Consider the following 23,041-nt stretch of genomic DNA (forward strand, 5'->3'; position numbering starts at 1 on the left):
CCATTCAGAACCGCACCGGCTGCGCCCGGTATTCCGGCACGCGCTGGTGCAGCCAGTCGCGGATGGCCGCCGCCTCGGGCGCGGCACCGGCAGCGGCCAGCCACGATTCCGTTGCCCGCACCACATCGCCACCTGCCGCCGCCACCTTGGCCACGCGCAGCTTGGGGTGCGGCGTGGGTTCGGTGGTTTCGTCGTCGGCCAGCAGTTCCTCGTACAGCTTCTCGCCCGGGCGCAGGCCGGTGAAGGCGATGGGCACCTCGGCCTCGCTCTTGCCCGACAGGCGGATCAGCAGACGCGCCAGGTCGACGATCTTCACCGGCTCGCCCATGTCGAGCACGAAGATCTGGCCCGACTGCCCCATCAGCCCGGCCTGCAGCACCAGCTGCGCGGCCTCGGGGATGGTCATGAAGTAGCGCACGATATCGGGGTGTGTCACCGTCACCGGGCCGCCCAGCTCGATCTGCGCCGTGAACAGCGGCACCACCGAGCCGCTGGAGCCCAGCACGTTGCCGAAGCGCACCGACACGTACTGTGTGCCCGCGAATTCGGCCGCCACCGCCTGCACCACCTGCTCGGCCAGGCGCTTGGTGGCGCCCATCACGTTGGTCGGGTTCACGGCCTTGTCGGTCGACACGAGCACGAAGCGCGCCGCCCCCACCTCGCCCGCCACGCGCGCGGCGTGCAGCGTGCCCAGCACGTTGGTGCGCAGCGCCTCGATCTCGTTGTGCGCCTCCATCAGCGGCACGTGCTTGTAGGCGGCGGCGTGCAGCACCACGCTGGGGCGGTGTTCGAGCGCGATGGCACGCAGGCGCTCCGCCTCGCGCACGTTGGCGGTATAGTACACGCCTTCCATGGCAGGGAAGGCTTGGCGCAGTTCCTGCTCCAGCCGGTAGGTGGCGTATTCCGACACGTCCACGCACACCAGCCGCGCCGCGCCCAGCCGCGCCACCTGCCGACACAGCTCGGCGCCGATGGAGCCGCCCGCGCCCGTGACCAGCACCGTGGCGCCGCTGATCAGGCCGGCCAGGCCGGCGGCATCCAGCTGCACCGGCGTGCGGCCCAGCAAATCCTCCAGCCGCACCTGGCGCAACCGGGCCGCCGCGCCGGGGCGCAGCAGTTCGTCAGCGGTGGGCAGCGTCAGCAGGTTCAGCCCGCTGCCCGACCAGCGCATCAGCACCTCGCGCCGCGTCGGCTCGCCCGGCGCGCTGGCCAGCAGCACGGTGGCCGTCTGCTGCGCGCGCGCCAGTTCATCCAGTGCGCCCACGCTGCCCAGCACGCGCACGCCCTGCACGGTGCGGCCGGCATCCTGCGCGCGCGGCGAGGCGATGCCCACCACGTGCCAGCCTTCCACGCCTTTCAGCGTGCGCAGCGCCTGGTCGGCTTCGTCGATGGTGCCGACGATCAGCAGCGGCTGCTGTGCCGCATCGGTGCGCGCGTGGGCCTGGGTGTATTCCGCCAGCGTGCGCCAGGCCGCACGCGCCCCGGCCAGCAGCAGCAGCGTGAGCAGCGCGCTGATCAGGAACACCGAGCGCGGAAAGCCGCCGATGCGCCAGCCCAGCACCGCCGCCGTGACCAGCAGCGCGCCCAGCGCCACGCCGGCGGCCAGATGTCGCAGATCGGCCAGGCTGACGTAGCGCCACGACTGGCGAGGAACGCGCAGCAGCAGCAGGCCCGCGGCCATGCAAGCCAGCGCCACGGGCGTGGTGCGCAGTGCCTGGTCAAAGTACGGCTGCGGCAGGCTCAGGTTGAAGCGCAACCAGAACGCCGCCCACCAGGCCAGCACGATCAGCGGCCCGTCGAACAGCCAGCTCTTGCTGCGCAGGCTGCGCCCCAGATCGTTCAGCACGGCTGCTCCGCGTCGCCCCGGATCGCGCCGATGGCCTTGCTGCCCCACAACCCCACGGCTTGACAGTCGGCGCTGTTGTGGGAGCGGGTTTGCCCGCGATGCGGCGCCCGGTCATCGCGGTGCCGCCCGATCGCGGGCAAGCCCGCTCCCACACCGGGGGCACGCATGCGCGTGTGGACATGCCAGGTCAGGCTGATTGCTTTCATATTCATAGCTGCTCGCGCTTGTCTGGTGGGCGCTGAATGCCAATTTGGCACAAATTCCATGGTCATCGCAGCAGCGCCCGCACGGTGTCGAACAGGATGCGCAGGTCACCTGCCAAGGTGCGCTGCGCCACGTAGTCCAGGTAGTAGCGTTGTTTGACCGGCATGACACGTTCTATATAGGCGCGCTCCGGATCAGTGGCATCGGCCAGCAGCCGCTCCTCATCGCGGAATTCGATGGCCGCCTGGTCGGTGATGCCCGGCCGCACGCTCAGGATCCGCCGGCGCACGTCATCGGCGTACAGCGCCATGTAGCGCGGCACCTCGGGGCGTGGGCCGACCAGGCTCATGTCGCCCTTTAGCACGTCAATCAACTGCGGCAACTCGTCCAGCTTGGTGGCGCGCAGCCAGCGGCCGGCGCGGGTGATGCGGGCATCGCCGGCCGCCGTGACCTGTGGCCCGCTGCCGTCATGCACGTGCATGGTGCGGAACTTGTGGATGCGAAACGGCACGCCACCGCGCCCCACGCGCTCCTGCCGGAACAGCGCCGGCCCGGGCGAATCCAGCCGCACCCACAGCGCGATGGCCGCCATCAATGGCAGTGCCGGCAGCAGCGCGGCCAGCGTCAGCGCCAGGTCCATCGCGCGCTTGGTGGCGGCGCCGCGCGCGGTCACAAGCCGCACACTCTCATCTTTCGATAGCTGCCCGCGCTTGCCAGTCGGGCGCTGCAGGCCCAAAACGCTTGAAAACCCCATGCACTCATCGCACACAGGCTTTCAGCGCCGCGATCACGCGCGTCTGCTCTTCATCGCTCATCGAGGTGAACAGCGGAACGCTCAGCATGCGCTGGTAAGCGTGCTCGGCCACGGGGAACTGCTCAGGCGTCAAGCCGTAGCGGTCGCGCCAATAGGGCTGGCGGTGCAGCGGCACGTAATGCACGCTGGTGCCGATGCCGGCATCGCTCAATGCCTGGATCACCTCGTCGCGCGTCACCCGGGCATCGTCCCGAAGGCGGATCACGAACAGGTGCCAGGCATGCGTTTCGCCTGGCGGTGCGTCGGCGGGCAGGATCAGCGGCAGGGCTTTCAGCTCGTGCAGATAGCGCGCCGCCAGTTGCTGCCGACGCTGCACGAAAGCCGGCAGTCGCTGCAACTGCACGCGGCCCAGCGCGCCGGCCATGTCGGTCATGTTGTATTTGAAGCCGGGCGCGACGATTTCGTAATACCAGGCGGGCGTCTTGCTGCTGAAGCGGTCGAACGCATCGCGGCTGATGCCGTGCAGGCGCATCACCCGCATGCGTGCGGCGAGCTGCTCATCCTTCGTGACCACCATGCCGCCCTCGCCGGTCGTCATCGTCTTGTTGGCGTAGAAGCTGAACACCGCGGCAGCGCTGGGCAACTGGCCGACCAGCGCTCCATTGGCAGTCGTGGGCAGCGCGTGCGCGGCGTCCTCCACCACCTGCAGGCCGTGGCGGCGCGCGATGTCGAAGATAGCCGCCATGTCGCACGCCAGGCCGCCGTAGTGCACGGGCAAGATGGCCTTGGTTCGCGGGGTGATGGCCGCCTCGATCTGCGCCGGGTCGATGTTCAGCGTGACCGGATCCACGTCCACCAGCTTCGCATCCGCGCCCAGATAGCGCGCCACCTCCACCGTGGCGGTGAAGGTCAGCGTCGGCGCGATCACCTCGTCGCCCTGCGTGACGCCGATGGCTTCCAGCGCCAGGTGCAGACCGGCCGTGGCGGAGTTGACGGCGATGGCCTGCACACCGCCGCCCAGATAGGCGGCGAACTCCTGCTCGAAGGCCTTGGTCTCGGGGCCGGTGGTGACCCAGCCCGAGCGCATGGCGCGCGCCACGGCGTCGATTTCGGCCTCGGTGATGTCAGGGCGGGCGAAAGGAAGGAACGGTGAGGTGTTCATGATCAAATCCGGCTTCAGCGCTTTTCCATTCGGCGCAAGAAGCTATCATTAAGCTAGCGCGTCAGTCGGCTCCAGTGCTGCCCGGCACGGCGTTTCAGCAGCAGATCGGTCAGGCCGCGCCAGGTGCCGACGCCATAGCCCAGATGATAGGCGGCGATCACCAAGGGCAGGCGCGCCAGCAAACCCCACTCGCCCGCCTGCCGCGCCGCTGCCAGCGAGGTGCCGGCCAGGTACAGCGCGTAGCTGGCCAGCAAGACCCCCAGCGGCCAGGGCCACCAGGGCGCCAGCAGCGCACCGCCCGCCAGCGCCAGCACGAACAGCGCCGGCACCAGTTGCCGCACCGATCCGGGCTGGCCGTGTTTGCGCATCACGAACGGACGCCAGTAACCGTACTGCTGCTGCTGGCGGAACAGGTCACTCAAACGGCTGCGCGGCTGGTACACCGAGCGGATGCGCGCGCTTTGCCAAAGGCGCGCGCCTTGCAAACGCAGGCGCAGGTTGTGCTCGTCGTCCTGATTGCGCACCAGCTGTTCGTCGAAACCGCCGAAGCGCTCGAACACGGCGCGCGGCCAGCAACCCAGGTAGAGGGTGTCGGCCTCGCCCTCGTAGGCACGGTCGCGCGAGCGCGCGCCGCCGACCACCCAGCGGCACTGGAAGGCCGCCGCAATCGCGCGCCCGGTGGCGCCCTGCCCGCGCGCCACCCACGGGCCGCCCACGTTGTCGGCACCGGTGCGCGCCAGCGCGGCCAGGCATTCGGCCAGGTAGTCGGGCGCAAATTCGGTGTGGATGTCGAAGCGCGCGATGACGGCGCCGCGCGCCGCGGCCAGCGCGGCGTTCAGGCCGGTGGAAACGATGCGGTCCGGGTTGTCGATGAGCTTCAGGCGCGCGTCCTGCGCGGCACGCTCGGCCAACCGTTCGCGCGTGCCGTCGTCGCTGCGGCCATCGGCCACCAGCACCTCGAGCTGCCAGCCGGGCGGCAACTGCTGCGCCAGGGCGCTGTCGCAGAAGGCGTCGATGGCGGCGCGCTCATTGCGGCAGGGGGCGATCACGCTGATGAGCTGGGGCGCGGATGGGGCAGCCGAATGCAGGGGCGAGTTCATGGGCTGGCCCCTACATGCATCGCCGCGCCCTCACCCCTGGCCTCTCCCGCCAGCGGGAGAGGGAGAAAAGCGAGCGCTGCCGTCCTCCTGCTCATGCAGCCAAGGCTTGGGCTGGCAGGCAGCAGGTCGCGTTGCTCCACTTCGCCCAGGTCTTGCCCCCTCTCCCGCTGGCGGGAGAGGGTTGGGGTGAGGGCATGGCGCATCACGGCGCGCGCCCTTTCCACTCATCCAGCAAGCGCCGGTACATCGCATCGGCCGCATCCATCTGCACGCGGCGGTCGCCGTCGCGGGCGATGCGCTCGGCATTGCGCGCGCCGGCCTCGCGGGCCTGTGCCTCCTGGTCGATCAAGTGGCCCCACACGCGGGCCAGCGCGCGCGCATCGCCCGCGGGCACCAGCATGCGCGCGTCGAGCCAGTCGCGGTTGGCCGGCAGGTCGCTGCCGATCACGGCCAGACCGCAGGCCATGCTTTCGAGCACCGAGACGGAAGTCGCATCGCTGTGCGGCACGCTGATGGACAGTTTGCAGCGCGCCAGAACGGCGGCCATGCCGGCATCATTCAGGCGGCCATGCACCTGCACGGCGTCGGTCAGCCCGAGTTGGGCGATCTGCGCGCGCAGCGCCGGCTCCTGCGAGCCGCCGCCCAGCAGGTGCAGCCGCGCTTGCGGGTGGGTCGAATGCACTCGCGCGAAGGCTTCCAGAATGGTCCCGATGGCGTAATTCGGCTCCCAGCTGCGCAGGCTGACGGCCTCGAAGCCCGGCTTGCCGTCCCAGGGCGCGGGGGCGAAGCGGGCGCGTTCCACGCCCCAGTGAATCAGCTCGGTGCGCACACCGGGCGCCAGCACGCGTGCGGCGGCCAGCAGATCGGGCGAGTCGCCGGTCACGCCATCGGCCTGGCGCAGCGTCCAGGCCGTCAGGTGGCGCTTGAGGGCGCTTTCCTTCGGCGTGACCAGCAGGTCGCTGCCCCAGGCGGTCATCACCAGCGGGTGACGGCCGGCGCGCGCGGCCAGGTAGCCATACGAGGTAACGTAATGCGCGTGCACCAGATCGGGCGCCAGCGCCGCCACCGCGCGCCGCGCCGCGCCCACGCGCCACAGCCAGTCGGTGGCGCGGCGCACGGGCGGCAGCACGATTTGCTGTACGCCCTCGATGGCTTGTGGCCGCGCCGTGACCAGCGACAGGCGCCAGCCGCGCGCCAGCATCTCGCGCGCCCAGCGCTGCACGTGCACGCTGTTGGCGTCGCCGAGCAGGCAGATGTGGTGGGCAGTCATGGTTGCCGGGCGCTGTGAGGCGCTTCTCTATTCATAGCTGCTCGCGCATGTCCATCAAGCGCTGAGGTCCGATTTGGCTTGAAATTTTTGGCCCCTGCCATCATGCCCCACCCTCGCCGGCGTGCAGCGCCAGCCAGCGCTGGTAATCGGCCTGCAGCGCGGGGTGGGCCTGCAGCCAGCGCGCATCCGCCTCTCGCGTGTCGCCCACCACCCCCGCCGGGCTGCCGGCCAGCACGGCGAAGTCGGCAAACTGCCCGCGCACGCGGCTGTGCGATGCCACCAGCGTGCCATGACCGAGCACCGTGCCGGCCTCGATGGTGCTGTGCGGGCCGATGAAGCAGCGCTCGCCGATGGCGATGGGCGCACGGATCACCGCGTCTTCCAGCGCTGCGCCCGACAGCCCCGCCGCCACGCGCACCGCCCGGTGCGTGCTGTGGCTGACGATGCTGACGAAGTTGGTGACCTGCGTGCCACGGCCGATGCGCACGCCGGCGCTGGCTTCGATGTAGTTGAAGTGGCCGATGAACACGTCGTCGGCCAGGTGCAGTCGGTCTTCATGCTCGATGACGGTGGATGGCGAAATGCGCGTGCCGGGCAGGTCAACGCCCGCGCTGCGCTCACCGAACAGGATGCGGAAGAACACCGCGTGCCACAGCCGACGGCGCCAGCGGTTGGCGAACGTGCGCAAGCCCACGCTCATGCCCCGCCCTCGGCCGCCGCCACGGCCCGCGCCGGAATCGACGGCCAGTTCGCCAGCCGCCAGAAGTAATAGCCGAAATAAAGCACCATGCCCGCCGATACCGCCCACGCTCCTCGCAGCAACCCGCCCGTCCACAACCCCCAGGCCAGGCACAGCAGAAATACCGCCTGCCCCACCAGCGCCAGCCGGAAGGCCCAGCGCTGGCTCTGCCAGGCCATCGTCACCACCGCCAGCGGCGCGGCGACGAAGTGCGCGGCAATGTAGGGCGCCAGCGCACGCGCCAACTCGCCGGCGTCGCGCCACTGGGCGCCGAACACGGTGGCGAACAGCCACGGACCCACCAGCAGCAATACCAGCATCAGCACCAGCGCCAGTGCGCCCAGCAGCGCCATCACCTGCCGCACCGCGCGCTGCGCCTCGGCCGGGGTCGATTGTGTCAGCCGTGGATACAGCGCCTGCGACACGGCGGTGCCCACCAGCGTGGCGGGCGCCTTCAGGTAGCGCAGCGCGAGGCCCCAGAAGCCAGCCGCCGCTTCACCCGACCAGGCGATCAGCAGCGCCACCGCCAGCGCGTCCTGCAGCGTGCCCAAAAAGGCGTGTGGCGTGTTCAGCAGCGGAAAGTCGCGGTAGCGCCGCGCCACGCTGCGCATGGCATGGCCCGGCACGCGCCACAGGGCGCTCCAGCCACCAGCGGGCGCCGTCCGCGCCAGCAACGGCGCAGCCAGCGCCACGGCGATGACCGGCCCCAGCACCAGTGCCCAGGCTGCATCCGCCCCCGCTGCGCTGCCACGCCACAGCCACCAGCCCAGGGCCACTTGCAGCAGCGCGGCGCCCGCGTACTGCACGAAGCGGCTGGCGGCCAGTGCGCCGTAGGCCTCGGCGCGGTTGCTCCACATCATCAGCAGTTGCAGCAGGCCCGTGGCCGCCACCGACAGCGGCAGTGCCCAGGCCACTGGCAGGCGCCCCGCCGCGTGCAGCCCCCACGCCAGTGGCAGGCTGAACGCCGCCACGCCCACCCAGATGCGCAACGCCAGCGCCAGCAGCGCGGCGGCCTCGGCCTCGTCGCGTGCCATGGGCAAGGCGTATTCGTAACGCGCGCAGGCCACCACCGCGATGGCGGCGGCGATGGTGGCAAAGGCGGTGAACAGGCCGAACGCCTCGGGGCTGAACAGCCGCGCCAGCACCGGCCCCAGCAGCAGCGGCACCAGTTGCGCCAGCGCGCCGCCGGTCAGCAGGGTGAAGGTGGCGCGCAGCATGGGTGGTGAAAACCGACAGGCGGGTTGAACAAGAAGCGTGGTGGTCGACGGCTCGGGATATGTGGGCGCGGGCTTGCCCGCGATCAGCCTCCGCGCCGCACGGAACGCGCCATCGCGGCCAAGGCCGCTCCCACAAGAGACAAACCGGCAAGCCGCCTAAAATCGAGGGTTTCGCGTGAGCGTGCCGATTATCGGCGACCGGGCTCGCGCGATGTTTCTTTCAGCCACCTGCGATTCACCGTGACCCAGACCCCGCCCACCGACGACCTGCCCCAAGACGAAAACAAGCTGATCGCCGAGCGGCGCGACAAGCTCAAGGCCATCCGCGAAGGCGCCGGCGTGGCCTTCCCCAACGACTTCAAGCCGAAGGACCGCGCCGACCAGTTGCACCAGGCGCACGGCGCTGCCACCAAGGAAGCGCTGGAAGCTGGCGAGAAGATTCCCGCCAGCATCGCCGGCCGCATGATGCTGAAAAGGGTGATGGGCAAGGCCAGCTTCGCCACCGTGCAGGATGCCACCGGCCGCATCCAGGCCTACATCACCAAGGACGTGGGCGAGGACGTCTACGAAGCCTTCAAGCACTGGGACCTGGGCGACATCATCGCCGTCGAAGGCCACATGTTCCGCACCGGAAAGGGCGAGCTGTCGATCCACGCCACGTCGATCCGTCTGCTCACCAAGAGCCTGCGCCCGCTGCCCGACAAGTTCCACGGCATGCAGGACCAGGAGCTGAAATACCGCCAGCGCTACGTCGACCTGATCATGGACGAGGCCGCGCGCACGCGCTTTGCCGCGCGCAGCAAGACGCTGTCGGCCATGCGCCACTTCATGACCGACAACGGCTTCATGGAAGTGGAAACGCCCATGCTGCACCCCATTCCCGGCGGGGCCAACGCCAAGCCCTTCGTCACGCACCACAACGCGCTGGACCAGCAGATGTTCCTGCGCATCGCGCCGGAGCTGTACTTGAAGCGCCTGATCGTCGGCGGCTTCGAGCGCGTGTTCGAGATCAACCGGAGTTTCCGCAACGAAGGCATCAGCGTGCGGCACAACCCCGAGTTCACGATGATGGAGTTCTACGCCGCGTACTGGAACTACCAGGATCTGATGGACTTCACCGAACAGCTGCTGCGCGCCACGGCGCAACAGGCCGTGGGCACGCTGCAGCTGCAGTACCAGGGCCGCGAGGTCGATCTGAGCCAGCCCTTCGCGCGCATGACGATCCGCGAGGCGCTGCACGCCCACACCGACATCGGTGCGCACGTCGACGATGCGGCCGAACTGATCAGCCGCCTGAAGAAATTGGGTCTGAGCGAGGAGAAGGACAAGCTGAGCACGCGCAGCCTGGCCAGCCTGCAAGTGCTGTACTTCGAGGAAGAGGTGGAGCAGCACCTGTGGGCGCCCACCTTCATCATGGAGCACCCGACCGAGATCAGCCCGCTGGCGCGCGCCAACGATGCCCGGCCCGAGGTGACCGAGCGCTTCGAGCTCTACATCACCGGCCGCGAGATGGCCAACGGTTTCAGCGAGCTGAACGACGCCGAAGACCAGGCCGCGCGCCTGCAGGCGCAGGTGGCCTCGAAGGACGCGGGCGACGACGAGGCGATGTTCTACGACGCCGACTTCGTGCGCGCGCTGGAATACGGCATGCCACCCACCGGCGGCTGCGGCGTGGGCATCGATCGCTTCATGATGCTGCTGACCGACAGCCCCAGCATCCGCGACGTGATCCTGTTCCCGGCGCTGCGGCACGAGGCTTGATGGCGCCGCGCCTTGGACGCTGCATCCAAGGCTGGATTTTCAATCGTTTAGGGCTGAAATTCTTATCCAGCAAGCGCGAGCAGCTATGAATCAGGTAGCAACCGATTCAGGAGCGCGCCGCGCGCCGGCGCGTTCGCCCAGCAGCCGCCGCAGCCCCAGCCACTGCTGCGCCCAGAAGCCGCGGCCATAGTCGCGGCCCTGCAGCACCTGGTCGTCGATGCCGGTGGCGTCCAAGCCGGGGCGCCAGTCGGCGCTGCCAAACAGCAAATCCCACCACGAAAACAGCACGCCGTAGTTGGCGCCGTAGGGCGACAGAGGCTGCGAACCCGGCTCGTGTCCCAGCGCGATGGCGTGGTGGCGGCGGTGAAAGCTGGGGCTGACCAGCAGCCTGTTGCCCAGCCAGCCCCACGACCAGCGCAGGTTGGCGTGGTGCAGGCTTTCCAGCAGTTGCGTGACGGCCACCAGCGCCACGAACTGCGCGGGGGCCACGCCGATCAGGATGGCGGCGCAGACGAAGATCACGTCGGTGATCACCGAATCCAGCAGGTGGTTGCGGTTGTCGGTCCACATCGTCATCTGGCGCTGGCTGTGGTGCACGGCGTGCAGTTGCCACCACCAGTGCCAGCGGTGCTGTGCGCGGTGGATGAGGTAGCCGATCAAGTCGAACACCACCAGGTAGATCAGGAAGCTGACCCACGCGCGGTCCGTCACGCCGGGCCACAGCTGGTCGATCTGCAGCGTGGGCAGGCCGTGCGCGCGCAGCCAGCCGATGCCCTGCGTCAGCCACAGCTCGACGCTGAAGAACATCACCAGCTTGAACAGGCCCAGGCGGTGGATCAGCGTGTAGATCACGTCGATGCCGATGGCGTGGCGGTCGGTCACCCGCTCCACCGGCCACAGGCGCTGCAGGGGGCCGATGACGGCCAGCATCACCACGATCTGCAGCACGCCCGCCAGCAGCCAGCCGGTGGCGGCAAAGCCGTCTTCCAGCAGGTTGCCGGCGCCCAGGCCAAAAGCCAGCGGCTGCACGGCGGTTTCGAACAGCCACTGCTGCGCGGTCTCGAACGCATCGGTCAGGGTGGCCAGCATGTCAGCGGCCTTCTGCCCGGTTCAGGCGGCAGGCGGGCTGCGGCCGCTGCAGCGCGTCACTCATCATCCAGCTCATATACTCCACAACATATCATCCGCCAGCGCCCGTCAATCAAGCGCTGAAGACACATACTCCCCATATTTTCAGCCGCCATGGGTGCTGATCCAGGTCTGGTAATCGGGGTGCTCGCGCAACGTGCGAAAGCAGAAGCCACGGCTTTTGAGCCCGCTGACCAGCGGCTCCAGCACGTCGGGCGCCCACGGGTCCTGGCGTGACCAGATGCCCAGGTGTGCCATCAGGATGTCGCCCGCGCGAATATCGCGCAGCGCCTTGGCCAGCAAGGCGCTGTTGGGGTACTGGCCGCTGGGCAGCTCGTCGCCCAGAAAGCCGGCCGGCGCCCAGCCCACGTGCTTGAAGCCGCAGGCTTCGGCCGCGGCCAGCAGCCTGGGCGAGGTCTTGCCGCCCGCGGCGCGGAACAGCGGCAGCGGCTTCTTCACAGTGACGGATGACAGCCGGTCGGCCCCCAGCTGCAGGTTGCCGCAGTACTGCGCGGCGGTCCAGGTCAGCGTCTTGCCGGCCTGCGCCCCGGACGACGGGCGAATGCGAAAGCGCGGCTCGCCGCCCGGCTGCGCCGGCGGCAGGTCGGCCTGCCAGTAGGCGTGGTCCCAGGTGTGCGATGCGAACTCATGCCCCTCGGCCGCACGCGCCTTCCACCACGGCGCCCAGTGCCGGCCCAGCGTGCCGTCGCCTTCCTTCGTGCGCTCCTGCGCGGCGAAGAAGGTCGCCTTGACGCCCTGGCGCTTCAGCACCTCGGCCACCAGCGGCGCCACGCCCATGTGGCCGGTGTCGAAGGTCAGGTACACCGGCTTGCAGGGTTCAGGGCCGTTTTGGGCTGCAGCCGTTGTGCAGACGGCGCTGGCAGCTATCATGAAAATAGCAAACAGACCGCGACGCGCTGACTGCGGGCGTCGCGCATCCGGACGACGCATGCCCTCAGCCCCGCCCTCTCCCGCACGCGGGAGAGGGTGCCAGGCCCGCAACGATTCATCCGAGACCGATGGCCGCGGAGCAGGCCACGCCAGCGATCGCCGTCGGCGGACCTGTGCCGACGACGGGCGACGCGCCCCCTGCGCAGCCAAGGGGGAAAGCGGCGTCAGCCGCTCAGGGGGGTCAAATCCTTTCCGCATGATCGAGCGTCCACACCCCGTGTGGCGACTTGCCGACCTTGACCTGGTGCACCACCTGGCGCTTGGCCACGTCGATCAGCGTCAGCCGCCCGGCCCAGCGCGAGCCGACCATGATCAGCGAGCCGTCGGCCGACACGTCCATGCAGTCCGGCCCGGCCGGCGCCGGAAAGGTGTCGACCACCGTGAACTTCTCGTAGTCGATCTTGCTGATGGTGTTGGCCACGCGGTTGCTGACGAACACGTGCCGCCGGTCCCCCGTGGCGCGGAAGGCGTGCGCGCCCTTGCCCGTGGCGATGGTCTGCACCAGCTGCGGCATCTTGCCGCCGGCCACGTCGTACACCTCCACGCCGGTACCGCCCGTCAGGCCCAGCAGCAGGTGCCGGTCGTCGGGCGTGACGAACACGTCGGCCGGCATGGGGCCGGTCTTGGCGCGGTGCGTCAGCTGCTGCGTGGCCAGGTCGATCACCACCAGCTCGTTGCTGTCCTGCATGCTCGACCACACGGTGGTGCTCTTCGTGTCGATCCACAGGTGGCTGGGCGTGCGCGCGGTGGGAATGCGCTTGACCAGCGTGGGATTGGCGCCGTCCCAGCTGTAGATGTCGATGTGGTTCAGCCGGTTGGCGGCGGTGACGAACCACTTCATGTCGGGCGAGAAGCGCAGGTGGTACGGGTCGCGGATGTCGCGGATCGTGCGCTGCACCTCGGCCGTGCGCGGGTCGATGAAGGTGAGCGAATCGCTGGCCGCATTGGCCACGATGACCGATTTGTCGTCCGGCGTCAGGTACAGGTGGTGCGGCTCCTTGCCGGTGGGAATGCGCTTGATCTCGGTCCAGCGGATGGCGTCGATCACGCTGACGTTGCCATCGAGCGAATTGAGCACGAACACCGGCGCGCCCCAGCGTGGCGGCGCTGCGGCCGGCTGGGGCGCCACTGCAGTTTGCGCGCGCGCCCAGGGCACCGGCAGCGCGGCCAGCCCCAGCAGGCCGGCAAAGCGGCGCCGGGACGGTGAAAAACGGGAAAGAACGGCGTTCACGAGATGAACCCTCTTCAGACGGCGAGCGAGTGTAGCCCTGCGCTCTGACGCAGGGCCTTCACTTAACATCCGGCCCATGCAACAGGTGGACATCGACGGCGTTTTTCTTGAAGTGCATCACATCCCCGTGGCGGCCGGCACACAACCCGGCGGTGCACCGCTGGTGTTCCTGCACGAGGGGCTGGGCTCGGTCGCCATGTGGCGCGACTGGCCTGCCAGCCTGTGCGCCGCCACCGGCCGGGCGGGCTGGGTGTATTCGCGCCAGGGCTACGGCCGCAGCAGCCCGGTGCCCGACGTGCGCGGCGAGCCGCGCGAACACCCCGACGGCACGCGCAGCGGCCGCCTGCAGCCCGACTACATGCACCGCGAGGCGCTGGAGGTGCTGCCCAGGCTGCTGGCGCGGCTGGGCATCGAGCGGCCGGTGCTCGTCGGCCATTCGGACGGCGGCACCATCGCCCTGATCCACGCCGCCGCGCACCCGGTGACGGCCTGCGTGGTGATGGCGCCGCACGTGATGGTGGAAGACATTTCGGTGCAATCCATCGACGAGGCCCGCCGCGCCTTCGAGACGACCGATCTGCCGGATCGGCTGGCGCGCTACCACGACGACGTGCAGGTCGCCTTCTGGCAATGGAACGACGTGTGGCTGAGCCCGGCGTTCCGCGATTTCGACATCCGCGGCGAGATCGGCGGCATCAGCGCACCGCTGCTGGCCATCCAGGGCCTGGATGACCAGTACGGCACCCTGGCGCAGATCGAGGATGTGGCGCGCGCCGTGCCGCACGCGCAACTGCTCAAGCTGGCGGCCTGCGGCCATTCGCCGCACCGCGACCAGCCGGCGCTGGTCAACGAGGCGATCACGCGCTTTCTGGCCCCGCTGGCCGATGCCTGAAGCCTGACAGCGCGCCACGGGGCATGGTGTGGAGCGGCCCCTGCCCACCAACCCCTGTGGGAGCGGGCTTGCCCGCGATGCGGCGGCCATGCTGCAAGCAGGCGGGCATAGGACCGAATACTCCCCTCATACCTGTCCGCCAGCGCTTATCCATCAAGCGCCAAAACAACATACTCCCCACCACCACCGCATCGACAGGCTGAAACCACGGCGGGGACAGCGGCCCGCCGCACGACTCAGGCCGCGGGCTTGGCGGCCAGCGCGGCCTGCTCGGCCTCGGTCAGCCAGCGCCACTCACCGGGCGCCAGCTCGGGCGGCAGCACCAGGCGGCCCACCTGCGAGCGGTGCAGCCCCTCCACGCGGTTGCCCACGGCCGCCAGCATGCGCTTGACCTGGTGGTACTTGCCCTCGGTCAGCGTCAGCCGCAGGTGGTGGTCGCCCACCGCCTCGGCCGCTGTGGCGGCCACCGGCTTCGGGTCGTCGTCCAGCACTACGCCGGCGCGCAGGCGGGCGATCTGGCGCTCGTCCAGCGGGTGCTTGGTCGTCACCTCGTACACCTTGGGCACGTGGTGGCGCGGCGAATTCATGCGGTGGATGAAGGCGCCGTCGTCGGACAGCAGCAGCAGGCCGGTGGTGTCCTGGTCCAGCCGCCCCACGGCCTGCACGCCCGGCACCTTGCCGGTGGTGGGGCGCTGGCGCAGCGGCACGGGCAGCAGGGTGTACACGCTGGGCCAGGCGCCCGGGCGGTGCGAACACTCGTAGCCCGCCGGCTTGTGCAGCATCACGTAGGCACGCGGCTGGTAAACCCAGGCCTGCCCCTGCACCGAGAAGGCCAGCGGCTGGGCCGACAGGTCCACCTCGGCGGAGGGATCGGTGCACAGGCCATCGGCCAGCGCCACATGGCCTTTTTCGATCAGGCCAGCACACACGCGGCGGGTGCCGAAGCCCTGGGTGAAAAGCAGTTCGCTCAGGCGCATTTCACGATCATCCTGCAACAATAGTCCGGTCTGTATGCTGCGATGCATGACAAATTTCTCGTTGCGCGCACCCAAGCAGGGGGTGAACCGCGCCAAGATGCTGTCACGCAAGTAACATTCGGCAATGAATAATGCGCGCAAAGCGCCATCAAGGGAGATGTTGTGAGTCTGTTGACCAGTTCGACCGCCATCGTGGCGACCGTGCTGGCCGCTGTCGGGTTGGTGGCGGCCACGCTGGGGGTTGCGATCCACCTGTCGCGCCGCGGCAGCCCGGTGTTTGCCAAGCCCAGCGCCAAGCGGCGCCTGCCGGCGCAGTGGCCCGTCAACCCGCGCCCGCTGGCCAACAGCAGCGAGCGCCAGGTGTGGCACTGGCTGCAGACCGTGTTCCCCGACCACCACATCATGGTCAAGCTGCCGGTCACCCGCTTCACCATGCCGCGCCAGCCCGGCGAGGGCAAGGACTGGTTCGAGGTGCTGAGCGGCGCCTACTGCAGCTTCACCATCTGCAACAACCTGGGCCAGGTGGTGGGCTGCGTGGACGTGATGAGCCGCAACGGCCTGTCGCGCGGCAACCGGCAGCTCAAACAGACCCTGCTGGCGCAGTGCGGCATCGGCTACTGGGTGCTGTCGCCCGAATCGCTGCCGCAGGCCGATGCGCTGCGGGCCGAGTTCCTGGGCGCGTCGGCGCTGGATTCGCAGCCACCCCGCCACAGCCAGCGTGCCGAGCTGGAATCGGTGCGCCACCAGCTGCACGAGGTGCTGGACCGCAACCGCAGCTTCCGCCATCACCGGGCGCTCGACGGCCACGGCGACGACGCGCTGCAGGATGGCGAGGTCACGCCCTGGCCGCAGGCGGATTCGTTCCTTGGCACGCTCGACAGCCGCCGGGCACCGCTGTAACCGCGCAGAAACGCCCCGCACCGCTCCATCACGCCGCCAGGCGGATGAAGTGCTCGCGGTAGTGCACCAGTTCGTCGATGGATTCGTGCACGTCGGCCAGCGCGGTGTGCAGCTGCTGCTTCTTGAAGGCATCCACCACCTCGGGCCGCCAGCGGCGCGCCAGCTCCTTCAGCGTGCTCACGTCCACGTTGCGGTAGTGGAAGAACGCCTCCAGCCGCGGCATGTACTTGACCAGGAAGCGCCGGTCTTGCCCGATGGTGTTGCCGCACATGGGCGAGGTGCCCTTCGGCACGTACTGCGACAGGAAGGCGATCAGCTGGTCGGTGGCCTGCTCCTCGGTCAGGGTGGAGGCCTTCACCTTCGCCGTCAGGCCGCTGCGCCCGTGCGTGCCGGTGTTCCAGCTGTCCATGGCGTCCAGCACGCTGTCGGGCTGGTGGATCACCAGCACCGGGCCTTCCACGCGCGGCGTCAGTTCGGGGCCGGTCACGATCACGGCGATCTCGATGATGCGTTCCTTCTCGGGGTCCAGCCCGGTCATCTCGCAGTCGAGCCAGATCAGGTTCTGCTCGGATTTGGCCAGCGCGGGCGTGGCCTGGGGGGTGTTCACAGTCTCGTTCATGGCGCCGATTGTCCACGGCGCGCGCCGGCTTCCTGGCGGCGCCGGCCTTGCAGCGGCGCCACGCGCCCTAAACTCCGGGGGTTGCAGCCGCCCTGCCCTTGCCCCTGCCCGAGTCCACCATCTTGAACCCACCGCTGTCCCCCGCCCTCGTACTCACCCTGCTGTTCAGCCTGGCGCTGCTGGCCAACGTGGCCGTGAAGTTCTGGCTGGCCTCGCGCCAGATCCGCGCCGTGGCGCGCCACCGCGGCGCCGTGCCGGCCGAGTTTGCCGCCACCATCCCGCTCGATGCCCACCAGCGCGCGGCTGACTACACCATCGCCAAGCTGCGCTTCGGCCTGCTGGAGCTGGCACTGGCCGCCGCCGTGCTGCTGGCCTGGACGCTGCTGGGCGGGCTGGACTGGATCAACAGCCTGCTGCTGGACACGCTGGGCCCGCGCCCACTGCTGCAGCCGCTGGCGCTGCTGGTGGTGTTCGCCGCCATCAACGCCCTGATCGAGCTGCCGGTGTCGCTGTACCAGACCTTCGTCATCGAGGAGCGCTTCGGCTTCAATAAGATGACGCTGCGGCTGTGGCTGGGCGATTTGCTCAAGTCCACCCTGGTCAGCTTTGTCATCGGCGTGCCGCTGGCGGCGCTGGTGCTGTGGCTGATGCAGGCCACCGGCAGCCTGTGGTGGCTGTGGACGTGGGCGCTGTGGATGGGCTTCAGCCTGCTGATGCTGGTGATCTACCCCACCGTCATCGCGCCGCTGTTCAACAAGTTTCAGCCGCTGCAGGACGAATCGCTGACAGAGCGCGTCACCCAGCTCATGGCGCGCTGCGGCTTTGCTGCCAAGGGCCTGTTCGTGATGGACGGCAGCCGCCGCAGCGCGCACGCCAATGCCTACTTCACTGGCTTTGGCGCCGCCAAGCGCGTGGTGTTCTTCGACACCCTGTTGCAGCAGCTCACCCCACCCGAGGTCGAGGCCGTGCTGGCGCACGAGCTGGGCCACTTCAAGCACAAGCACATCATCAAGCGCATCGCCGGCCTGTTCGCGGCCAGCCTGGCCGGGCTGGCGCTGCTGGGCTGGCTGTCGCAGCAGGCGTGGTTCTATGCCGGGCTGGGCGTGGCGCCCAACCTGCCGCCCGCCATGGGCGGCGCGGTGCCCAACCACGCGCTGGCGCTGCTGCTGTTCATGCTGGCGGTGCCGCTGTTCACCTTCTTCCTGTCGCCGCTGATGGCACAGCTGTCGCGCAAGCACGAGTTCGAGGCCGACGCCTACGCCGCCACCCAGGCCAGCGCGCAAGACCTGAGCAACGCGCTGGTCAAGCTGTACAAGGACAACGCCAGCACGCTCACGCCCGATCCGCTGTACGTGCGCTTCTACTACTCGCACCCGCCCGCCAGCGAACGCATCGCGCGCATGGGTGCGCGGGTGCAGCTGGCTTGAGTGGCACAGGCATGAGTTCCAAGCCAAATCAGGCTCCATCGCCCGTCCATCAAGCGCTGGCAGCTATTGAATTGGAAGCATTCTTGAGCACCTTGCCCGGCTGGCGCACCACCACATTGAACGCTGCTCCCGCCATCGAGAAGCACTGGCGCCTGCCCGGTTTCCGCCAGGCCATGGCGCTGGCCCAGGCCGTGGCCGACCTGGCCGAGCAGTTGAACCATCACCCTGATTTGCTGGTCAGCTACGGCCATTGCACCGTGCGCTGGACCACGCACGACGCCGGCGGCGTCACCGCGCTCGACCTCGACGCCGCCCGCCACACCGACGCCCTGGCCGAGCGCCTGGGCGCCACCGCGCACACCGCATGAGCCGCCCGCGCCGCGCGCCCGCCCCCGCCGATGCGCGCCTGCGCGAAGGCCTGGTTGTCAGCGCGCATGGCCGTCACTGCGTGGTCGAGACGCCCGCCGGCGAGCGCGTCATCTGCCACCCGCGCGGCAAGAAGCTGGCCGTGGTGGTGGGCGACCGCGTGCGCTGGCTGCCCAGCCAGGACGAGGGCACCATCGAGCGCATCGACGAGCGCCGCAACCTGCTCTACCGCCAGGACGAGGTGCGTACCAAGAGCTTCGCCGCCAATCTGGATCAGGTGCTGATCCTCGTCGCTGCCGAGCCGGAGTTTTCAGAGCACCAGCTGGCCCGCGCCCTGATCGCCTGCGAGGCCGAGCACATCGAGCCGCTCATCGTGCTCAACAAGGCCGATTTGACCGAGCCCTTCGCCCGCGCCTGGGCGCGCCTGGCGCCGTACCGCGCCATGGGCTACACGGTGCTGCCGCTGGCGGCCAAGCCGGCGCACCCTCACCACAACCCACTCCCGCCGGCGGGAGAGGGGGCGACAAGCGCCCCACCCGCAGCCTCGTCGGAGTTACTCCCTCGCCCCTCTGGGGAGAGGGCTGGGGTGAGGGGCGACGGCGATGCCATCACCGCCTGCTCGTTCGAAGCGCTGCTCGCCCGCCTGCACGGCCACACCACCCTCATCCTCGGCCCCAGCGGCGCCGGCAAGAGCACCCTCATCAACCGCGCCGTCCCCGGCGCTGCCGCGCAGACCGGCGAAATCTCGCAGGCGCTGAACAGCGGCAAGCACACCACCACCACGACCACCTGGTACTGGCTGGACGACGCCCGCATCAGCGCCCTCATCGACTCCCCCGGCTTCCAGGAATTCGGCCTGCGCCACATCGACCCGATGCAACTCGCCGCCTACATGCCCGACATCAAGCCGCACGTGGCCGAGTGCCGGTTCTACAACTGCACGCACCTGCACGAGCCGGGGTGCGGGGTGCGAGCGGCGGTCACGCCCGATGCCCAAACGCCCGCCAGCGCCTCAGCAATCGGCGCCAATCGCTACAAGATTTACAGCGATTTGTTTGCCGAACTGCATGGCGCGTGACGCCGCCGCGGTAGGCTGGCGTTGAGCGAAGCGAAACCCAGCGCGCCACCCTGTGCAGCCGCAGGGTGTCGACAAAAAATGGGGAGTATGCTTGTCCAGCACCCGTCCATCCTGCGCTACAAGAAACATGCATAGGGAGTATGTAAAGCGACTGGGTCACGGATCATGCTCATGCCAACGAAGCTTCGCCCCGCTGAAGACCCCAAGGCGCGGATCGACGCGAACGCTGGGTTTCGTGCCTCAACCCAGCTACGCGCCGCGATTTCAGCGGCGAGTAACCGAGATGACATAGAGCAGAACGCCCGGTAACGTGCCGGCCAACCCGGCTACCCAGAAAGCAATCAGCCGCTCGTCCACCCCGGCGGTGAGCCAACCCACCAGGCCCCTGATCAGTTGAAACGGCGCGACGTACATCGCGACGCGCACCAGGCGATGGCGTCGGGCGAACTCGGCCAACTGTTGCAATGGGTCGTCGTCGCGAAACGCGTAGACGACACCCAGCACCGTCGCTCCCCACACGATCCCAATGCCGATGACGGCCAATGCCACTTGCACCGCTCTCCCCCACTGGCCCGGAACACCAGCGACGACGAGCGATAAAGCAAAGATCGCGAAGCCGCGCAGACTCCAACGCAGACTCGCGTCGCGGTGGCTCTCGCCTTCCTTGCGCCACTTCACGGTGTTGCCGGGGAGGTGAGCGGCTGCACCAAATCCATCCGCCGCCTGACCCTTGCCGCCTCCGCCGCATCCCCCCGCTGCTCTGCCAACCTTGCCTGCACGCCCAGCCACGCCAGCAGCGGGCGGCGCCAGCCCTGGTGGGAGGCGGTTTCGACGGCCTGCTCGACCACCGCCGGGCTGGCCTGGGTGCGACGCAGCAGCACGCCGGCGGCGATGAGGCGGCCGAGCGGGTCGTCGGCCGGGGGCAGCGCGGCGCTGGCGGCGCCCGCCGCCACGGCGCGGTGGTGCTCGGGCAGCAGCGCGGCCTGGGCGGCGGTGAGGATGCGACCGTCCAGGTAATCGGCGTAGGCTCGCTCCGCGTCGCCCGCGTCGGCGCGCAGCTGCTCGAAGCCGGTGCAGGGCTCGAACACCAGGCTGGCGACGCGGGTGGCGCAGCGGTTGAGTTCGATGCGCGCCACCTGATCGGGCTTGCCGGTGCGCGCGGTTTCGGCGCGGGCCAGCTCGAACTCGCGCGCCTCGACGCGGTGGTCGCCCTTCAAATACGCCTCGGTGAAGCGCTCGATGTGGCCGATGGCGTTGATCTTCCAGTCGGGCACCTTGGGGCCGCTGCTGCAGCCGGCCAGCATCACTATTGAAACAATAGCTGTTAGCGCTTGATGGACGGGCGCTGAAGGCCATTTTGGCTTGTAAACTGCAAAGGGCGTCACGGCAGCTTCACCTCTTTGTCGGTGGGCGCGAACGGCCACTTGCGGTTCAGCTCGGTGATCAGCCCGTCGATCTTGCGCAGGCTGCTTTCGACGTCGGCGCGCAGGTCGGTCAGGTTCACCGTGGCCTCGCGCGCGTTGCCGGCCACGCCCTGCACTTCCTTCAGCACGGCGTCGATCTTGACCACGGTCTGCCGCGTGTCCTGCAGCAGCGCGTTGAGCTGGCGCACGGCGGCCTGGGCGTCGGTGACCAGGCCGTCCTGGCCCAGCACCTGGGTGTCGGCCTTCTTCACCATGCCGTCCACGCGCACGGCCACGGCATCCAGGCTCTTCATCAACTGGTTGGCGCGGTCCAGCAGTTCGGCCACGCGCTTCGCGTCGGCCTCGTTGCCGGTCACGGCGGCCATCAGCCCGCCTTTGCTGCTGTTGATCCGCTCGCTGAAGGTGCGGATCTCCGTCATGGTCTGCGACAGCGCCGATTCGGCGGCGGTGAGGCGGTTGACGTTCTGCAGCACGTCGCGCGCGTCGGCCACCATCTTGGGGATTTCGGCCGACACGTCGCCGCGCAGCACCATGCGCTCGCTGTCGGGCGGCAGCGGCGGGTCGTCCAGAATGCCGGTGAAGGCGCGCAGCCGCGCCGCGCCGACCAGGCCGCGCTCCAGCGTGAACACGCTGGAGATGCGCAGCCAGTGCGCGTCCTTCACGGGCACGTCGACGTGGATGCGCACGGTGCCCTGCTCGGCCAGCTCGATGCGGCTGACACGGCCGATGGGAAAGCCGGAGAAGGTCATGTCCATGCCCACCACCACGCCGTCGGAGTCGTCGGCGGTCAGGTACAGCTTCTGCGTGGCCTCGAAGGCGCCGCGCACCCACATCAGGTACAGCACCGAGATGGCGATGAGCAGCGCCATGAAGATCAGCAGCAGCGCGGCGCGCGCCTCCAGCCGGCGCTGGGCGCGGCGCGTGGCCGGTGGCACGGGCTCGTCGCTGCCGGGCAGCGGCGCGGCGGCCGGCTCGGGCAGGCCGGGCGACGGGCTGTGGGGGGCCGGGGGCGGCGGGCTGCCGTGCTGGTCGGTCATCGCGGTCAATAGTAATTGCCGATGAGCGAGGCGATCTCGATGATCAGCATCAGCACGAACATCTGCACCAGGCCCTGCAGTTCCACACTGGTGCGCGAGGCGCGCCGCGGCATGTCGCGCAGCGCGTTGGCCACCGGCAGCAGGGCCACGGACAGGGCGAAGGCCAGCGTCTTCATGCTGAAGATCAGCGACACCACCGGGTTGAAGATGTTGCCCACCGCGTGGTTGTACGACGGCAGCCCCGCCAGCGTGAAGCCGTGCACGGCCACGTAGGCCAGCACCAGCGACAGCAGGCAGCTCAGCACCGCCAGCAGCAGCACGGCGAACATGCCGGCCAGCACGCGCGGCAGCACCTCGTGGCTGAGCGGGTCGATGCCGTGCCGGCGCATGCGGTCGAAGGCGCCGTCGCGGCGCAGCTTGTACAGCTCGGAGCCGCCGGGGATGGTGTATTCCACCGCCACGAACAGCGCCGCCACCAGCGGAATCAGCTCCAGCACCAGCACGCGCACCACGGCGTCGAGCGCGTACTGCGTCAGCCCGTAGGCGAAGGCAGTGACCACCACGATGCGGATCACCACCACGTTGAACAGCGCCATCAGCGTGGTGAAGCCCGGCAGGCCCGGGCCGGCCGCGTAGTAGATGTGGCGCAGCACCACGGCGCGCGATTCGCGCCGATAGCTGGAGGGCGAGAACGCCAGCACGGCCAGCTGCGCGCCGATGAAGACCACCAGCCACCAGCCCCGCAGCCAGCCCAGCACGCCGCGCCCGACATCCAGCAGCCAGCCGTACAGTGAAACACCGGTGGTCATGGCGCGGGATGATACCCGCGGGGCTGTCAGCGCAGCGCAAATCGGCGGCGTTACGATCCACGTCGCCCATGCGTCGCCCATGCGTCGCCCATGCGTCGCCGGTGCGACGCGGACATCTGGGAAAATGCGTCCTTTAGTACGCCTTCAAA

Annotated in this window: 22 protein-coding genes; 6 read left to right on the forward strand and 16 right to left on the reverse strand. The window is 69.2% G+C overall.

Translation table 11 applies throughout. The features are described 5' to 3' along the window. Positions 1 to 4: 4 nt before the first annotated feature. The 7 genes from ACFSCU_RS15685 to ACFSCU_RS15715 form a co-directional block, all read right to left on the reverse strand. Positions 5 to 1,846: a polysaccharide biosynthesis protein gene (locus ACFSCU_RS15685; protein ID WP_308645726.1), complete on the reverse strand. Its 1,842-nt coding sequence runs from the start codon at positions 1,844 to 1,846 to the stop codon at positions 5 to 7. Positions 1,847 to 2,114: 268 nt separating this feature from the next. Then, complete coding sequence (locus tag ACFSCU_RS15690) at positions 2,115 to 2,690, reverse strand: sugar transferase (RefSeq protein WP_180551624.1); 576 nt, start codon at positions 2,688 to 2,690, stop codon at positions 2,115 to 2,117. Between the two features lie 118 nt (positions 2,691 to 2,808). Continuing rightward, positions 2,809 to 3,966: a DegT/DnrJ/EryC1/StrS family aminotransferase gene (locus ACFSCU_RS15695; protein WP_180549205.1), complete on the reverse strand. Its 1,158-nt coding sequence runs from the start codon at positions 3,964 to 3,966 to the stop codon at positions 2,809 to 2,811. Between the two features lie 53 nt (positions 3,967 to 4,019). Further along, positions 4,020 to 5,066 carry a glycosyltransferase family 2 protein gene (locus tag ACFSCU_RS15700; RefSeq protein ID WP_180549206.1) on the reverse strand — a complete coding sequence of 349 codons (1,047 nt, stop codon included), beginning with the start codon at positions 5,064 to 5,066 and terminating at the stop codon, positions 4,020 to 4,022. A gap of 202 nt (positions 5,067 to 5,268) precedes the next feature. Further along, complete coding sequence (locus ACFSCU_RS15705) at positions 5,269 to 6,336, reverse strand: glycosyltransferase (protein WP_180549207.1); 1,068 nt, start codon at positions 6,334 to 6,336, stop codon at positions 5,269 to 5,271. A 100-nt stretch (positions 6,337 to 6,436) separates the two neighbouring features. Next, on the reverse strand, positions 6,437 to 7,030 hold the full coding sequence (locus ACFSCU_RS15710) for an acyltransferase (RefSeq protein ID WP_377561237.1): 594 nt from the start codon (positions 7,028 to 7,030) through the stop codon (positions 6,437 to 6,439). 2 nt (positions 7,031 to 7,032) lie between these two features. Then, positions 7,033 to 8,292, reverse strand: a complete 1,260-nt coding sequence (locus tag ACFSCU_RS15715) for a lipopolysaccharide biosynthesis protein (protein WP_180549208.1) — start codon at positions 8,290 to 8,292, stop codon at positions 7,033 to 7,035. 240 nt (positions 8,293 to 8,532) lie between these two features. On the opposite strand from ACFSCU_RS15715, the gene lysS reads away from it, so the two are divergent. Continuing rightward, the gene (gene lysS / locus ACFSCU_RS15720) at positions 8,533 to 10,053 is read left to right on the forward strand and encodes a lysine--tRNA ligase (protein ID WP_308645727.1); all 1,521 of its coding nucleotides are present in this window, start codon (positions 8,533 to 8,535) and stop codon (positions 10,051 to 10,053) included. 90 nt (positions 10,054 to 10,143) lie between these two features. Here lysS and ACFSCU_RS15725 read toward each other — a convergent pair whose 3' ends face one another. From ACFSCU_RS15725 to ACFSCU_RS15735, 3 genes are all read right to left on the reverse strand, one after another. Next, a complete protein-coding gene (locus tag ACFSCU_RS15725) occupies positions 10,144 to 11,142 on the reverse strand; it encodes a sterol desaturase family protein (RefSeq protein ID WP_180549209.1) in 999 nt (332 codons plus the stop codon). Between the two features lie 144 nt (positions 11,143 to 11,286). Further along, positions 11,287 to 12,072 carry a polysaccharide deacetylase family protein gene (locus ACFSCU_RS15730; protein WP_180549210.1) on the reverse strand — a complete coding sequence of 262 codons (786 nt, stop codon included), beginning with the start codon at positions 12,070 to 12,072 and terminating at the stop codon, positions 11,287 to 11,289. Between the two features lie 241 nt (positions 12,073 to 12,313). After that, the gene (locus ACFSCU_RS15735) at positions 12,314 to 13,363 is read right to left on the reverse strand and encodes a YVTN family beta-propeller repeat protein (RefSeq protein WP_377561116.1); all 1,050 of its coding nucleotides are present in this window, start codon (positions 13,361 to 13,363) and stop codon (positions 12,314 to 12,316) included. Between the two features lie 76 nt (positions 13,364 to 13,439). Between ACFSCU_RS15735 and ACFSCU_RS15740 the strand changes: the two genes are divergently transcribed. Beyond that, positions 13,440 to 14,255 (forward strand): alpha/beta fold hydrolase, encoded by an 816-nt coding sequence (locus ACFSCU_RS15740; protein ID WP_377561117.1) that lies wholly within the window; start codon positions 13,440 to 13,442, stop codon positions 14,253 to 14,255. Positions 14,256 to 14,491: 236 nt separating this feature from the next. Here ACFSCU_RS15740 and ACFSCU_RS15745 read toward each other — a convergent pair whose 3' ends face one another. Beyond that, positions 14,492 to 15,232, reverse strand: a complete 741-nt coding sequence (locus ACFSCU_RS15745; RefSeq protein ID WP_180549211.1) for a pseudouridine synthase — start codon at positions 15,230 to 15,232, stop codon at positions 14,492 to 14,494. Positions 15,233 to 15,394: 162 nt separating this feature from the next. On the opposite strand from ACFSCU_RS15745, the gene ACFSCU_RS15750 reads away from it, so the two are divergent. Next, the gene (locus ACFSCU_RS15750) at positions 15,395 to 16,132 is read left to right on the forward strand and encodes a DUF2726 domain-containing protein (RefSeq protein WP_377561118.1); all 738 of its coding nucleotides are present in this window, start codon (positions 15,395 to 15,397) and stop codon (positions 16,130 to 16,132) included. 28 nt (positions 16,133 to 16,160) lie between these two features. Here the strand turns inward: ACFSCU_RS15750 and orn are convergent, their stop codons facing one another. Beyond that, positions 16,161 to 16,751 (reverse strand): oligoribonuclease, encoded by a 591-nt coding sequence (gene orn / locus ACFSCU_RS15755; protein WP_377561119.1) that lies wholly within the window; start codon positions 16,749 to 16,751, stop codon positions 16,161 to 16,163. A 122-nt stretch (positions 16,752 to 16,873) separates the two neighbouring features. Here orn and ACFSCU_RS15760 point away from each other — a divergent pair, with 122 nt between their 5' ends. The 3 genes from ACFSCU_RS15760 (at position 16,874) to rsgA (ending at position 19,622) form a co-directional block, all read left to right on the forward strand. Further along, on the forward strand, positions 16,874 to 18,178 hold the full coding sequence (locus ACFSCU_RS15760) for a M48 family metallopeptidase (protein WP_373368241.1): 1,305 nt from the start codon (positions 16,874 to 16,876) through the stop codon (positions 18,176 to 18,178). 83 nt (positions 18,179 to 18,261) lie between these two features. Continuing rightward, positions 18,262 to 18,546 carry a 4a-hydroxytetrahydrobiopterin dehydratase gene (locus tag ACFSCU_RS15765; protein WP_180549213.1) on the forward strand — a complete coding sequence of 95 codons (285 nt, stop codon included), beginning with the start codon at positions 18,262 to 18,264 and terminating at the stop codon, positions 18,544 to 18,546. After that, positions 18,543 to 19,622 carry a ribosome small subunit-dependent GTPase A gene (rsgA, locus tag ACFSCU_RS15770; protein ID WP_377561120.1) on the forward strand — a complete coding sequence of 360 codons (1,080 nt, stop codon included), beginning with the start codon at positions 18,543 to 18,545 and terminating at the stop codon, positions 19,620 to 19,622. The genes ACFSCU_RS15765 and rsgA overlap by 4 nt, the downstream gene beginning before the upstream one ends. Positions 19,623 to 19,886: 264 nt before the next feature. Here rsgA and ACFSCU_RS15775 read toward each other — a convergent pair whose 3' ends face one another. Genes ACFSCU_RS15775 through ACFSCU_RS15790 form a run of 4 tightly spaced genes read right to left on the reverse strand, consistent with a single transcriptional unit; the run spans position 19,887 to position 22,892 of the window. Next, a complete protein-coding gene (locus ACFSCU_RS15775; protein WP_333705711.1) occupies positions 19,887 to 20,300 on the reverse strand; it encodes a hypothetical protein in 414 nt (137 codons plus the stop codon). Continuing rightward, positions 20,297 to 21,007, reverse strand: coding sequence for a hypothetical protein (locus tag ACFSCU_RS15780; RefSeq protein ID WP_377561121.1), 711 nt, complete (start codon positions 21,005 to 21,007; stop codon positions 20,297 to 20,299). The genes ACFSCU_RS15775 and ACFSCU_RS15780 overlap by 4 nt, the downstream gene beginning before the upstream one ends. Beyond that, entirely contained in the window at positions 21,004 to 22,083 is a 1,080-nt protein-coding gene (locus ACFSCU_RS15785; protein WP_377561122.1) for an MlaD family protein, read from the reverse strand. The genes ACFSCU_RS15780 and ACFSCU_RS15785 overlap by 4 nt, the downstream gene beginning before the upstream one ends. Positions 22,084 to 22,088: 5 nt before the next feature. After that, entirely contained in the window at positions 22,089 to 22,892 is an 804-nt protein-coding gene (locus ACFSCU_RS15790) for an MlaE family ABC transporter permease (RefSeq protein WP_180549215.1), read from the reverse strand. Positions 22,893 to 23,041: the final 149 nt, after the last annotated feature.

It is taken from the genome of Ottowia beijingensis, assembly GCF_042680925.1.
In the GTDB taxonomy this organism is placed as follows: Bacteria; Pseudomonadota; Gammaproteobacteria; order Burkholderiales; family Burkholderiaceae_C; genus Ottowia; species Ottowia beijingensis.

Coding starts and splice junctions, on each gene's coding strand:
- ACFSCU_RS15725 (WP_180549209.1), bottom strand. CDS start 11,142: ATGCTGGCCACCCTGACCGATGCGTTCGAGACCGCGCAGCAGTGGCTG.
- ACFSCU_RS15695 (WP_180549205.1), bottom strand. CDS start 3,966: ATGAACACCTCACCGTTCCTTCCTTTCGCCCGCCCTGACATCACCGAG.
- ACFSCU_RS15745 (WP_180549211.1), bottom strand. CDS start 15,232: ATGCGCCTGAGCGAACTGCTTTTCACCCAGGGCTTCGGCACCCGCCGC.
- rsgA (WP_377561120.1), top strand. CDS start 18,543: ATGAGCCGCCCGCGCCGCGCGCCCGCCCCCGCCGATGCGCGCCTGCGC.
- ACFSCU_RS15700 (WP_180549206.1), bottom strand. CDS start 5,066: ATGAACTCGCCCCTGCATTCGGCTGCCCCATCCGCGCCCCAGCTCATC.
- orn (WP_377561119.1), bottom strand. CDS start 16,751: ATGAACGAGACTGTGAACACCCCCCAGGCCACGCCCGCGCTGGCCAAA.
- ACFSCU_RS15790 (WP_180549215.1), bottom strand. CDS start 22,892: ATGACCACCGGTGTTTCACTGTACGGCTGGCTGCTGGATGTCGGGCGC.
- ACFSCU_RS15740 (WP_377561117.1), top strand. CDS start 13,440: ATGCAACAGGTGGACATCGACGGCGTTTTTCTTGAAGTGCATCACATC.
- ACFSCU_RS15730 (WP_180549210.1), bottom strand. CDS start 12,072: ATGATAGCTGCCAGCGCCGTCTGCACAACGGCTGCAGCCCAAAACGGC.
- ACFSCU_RS15715 (WP_180549208.1), bottom strand. CDS start 8,292: ATGCTGCGCGCCACCTTCACCCTGCTGACCGGCGGCGCGCTGGCGCAA.
- ACFSCU_RS15705 (WP_180549207.1), bottom strand. CDS start 6,336: ATGACTGCCCACCACATCTGCCTGCTCGGCGACGCCAACAGCGTGCAC.
- ACFSCU_RS15690 (WP_180551624.1), bottom strand. CDS start 2,690: ATGGACCTGGCGCTGACGCTGGCCGCGCTGCTGCCGGCACTGCCATTG.
- ACFSCU_RS15785 (WP_377561122.1), bottom strand. CDS start 22,083: ATGACCGACCAGCACGGCAGCCCGCCGCCCCCGGCCCCCCACAGCCCG.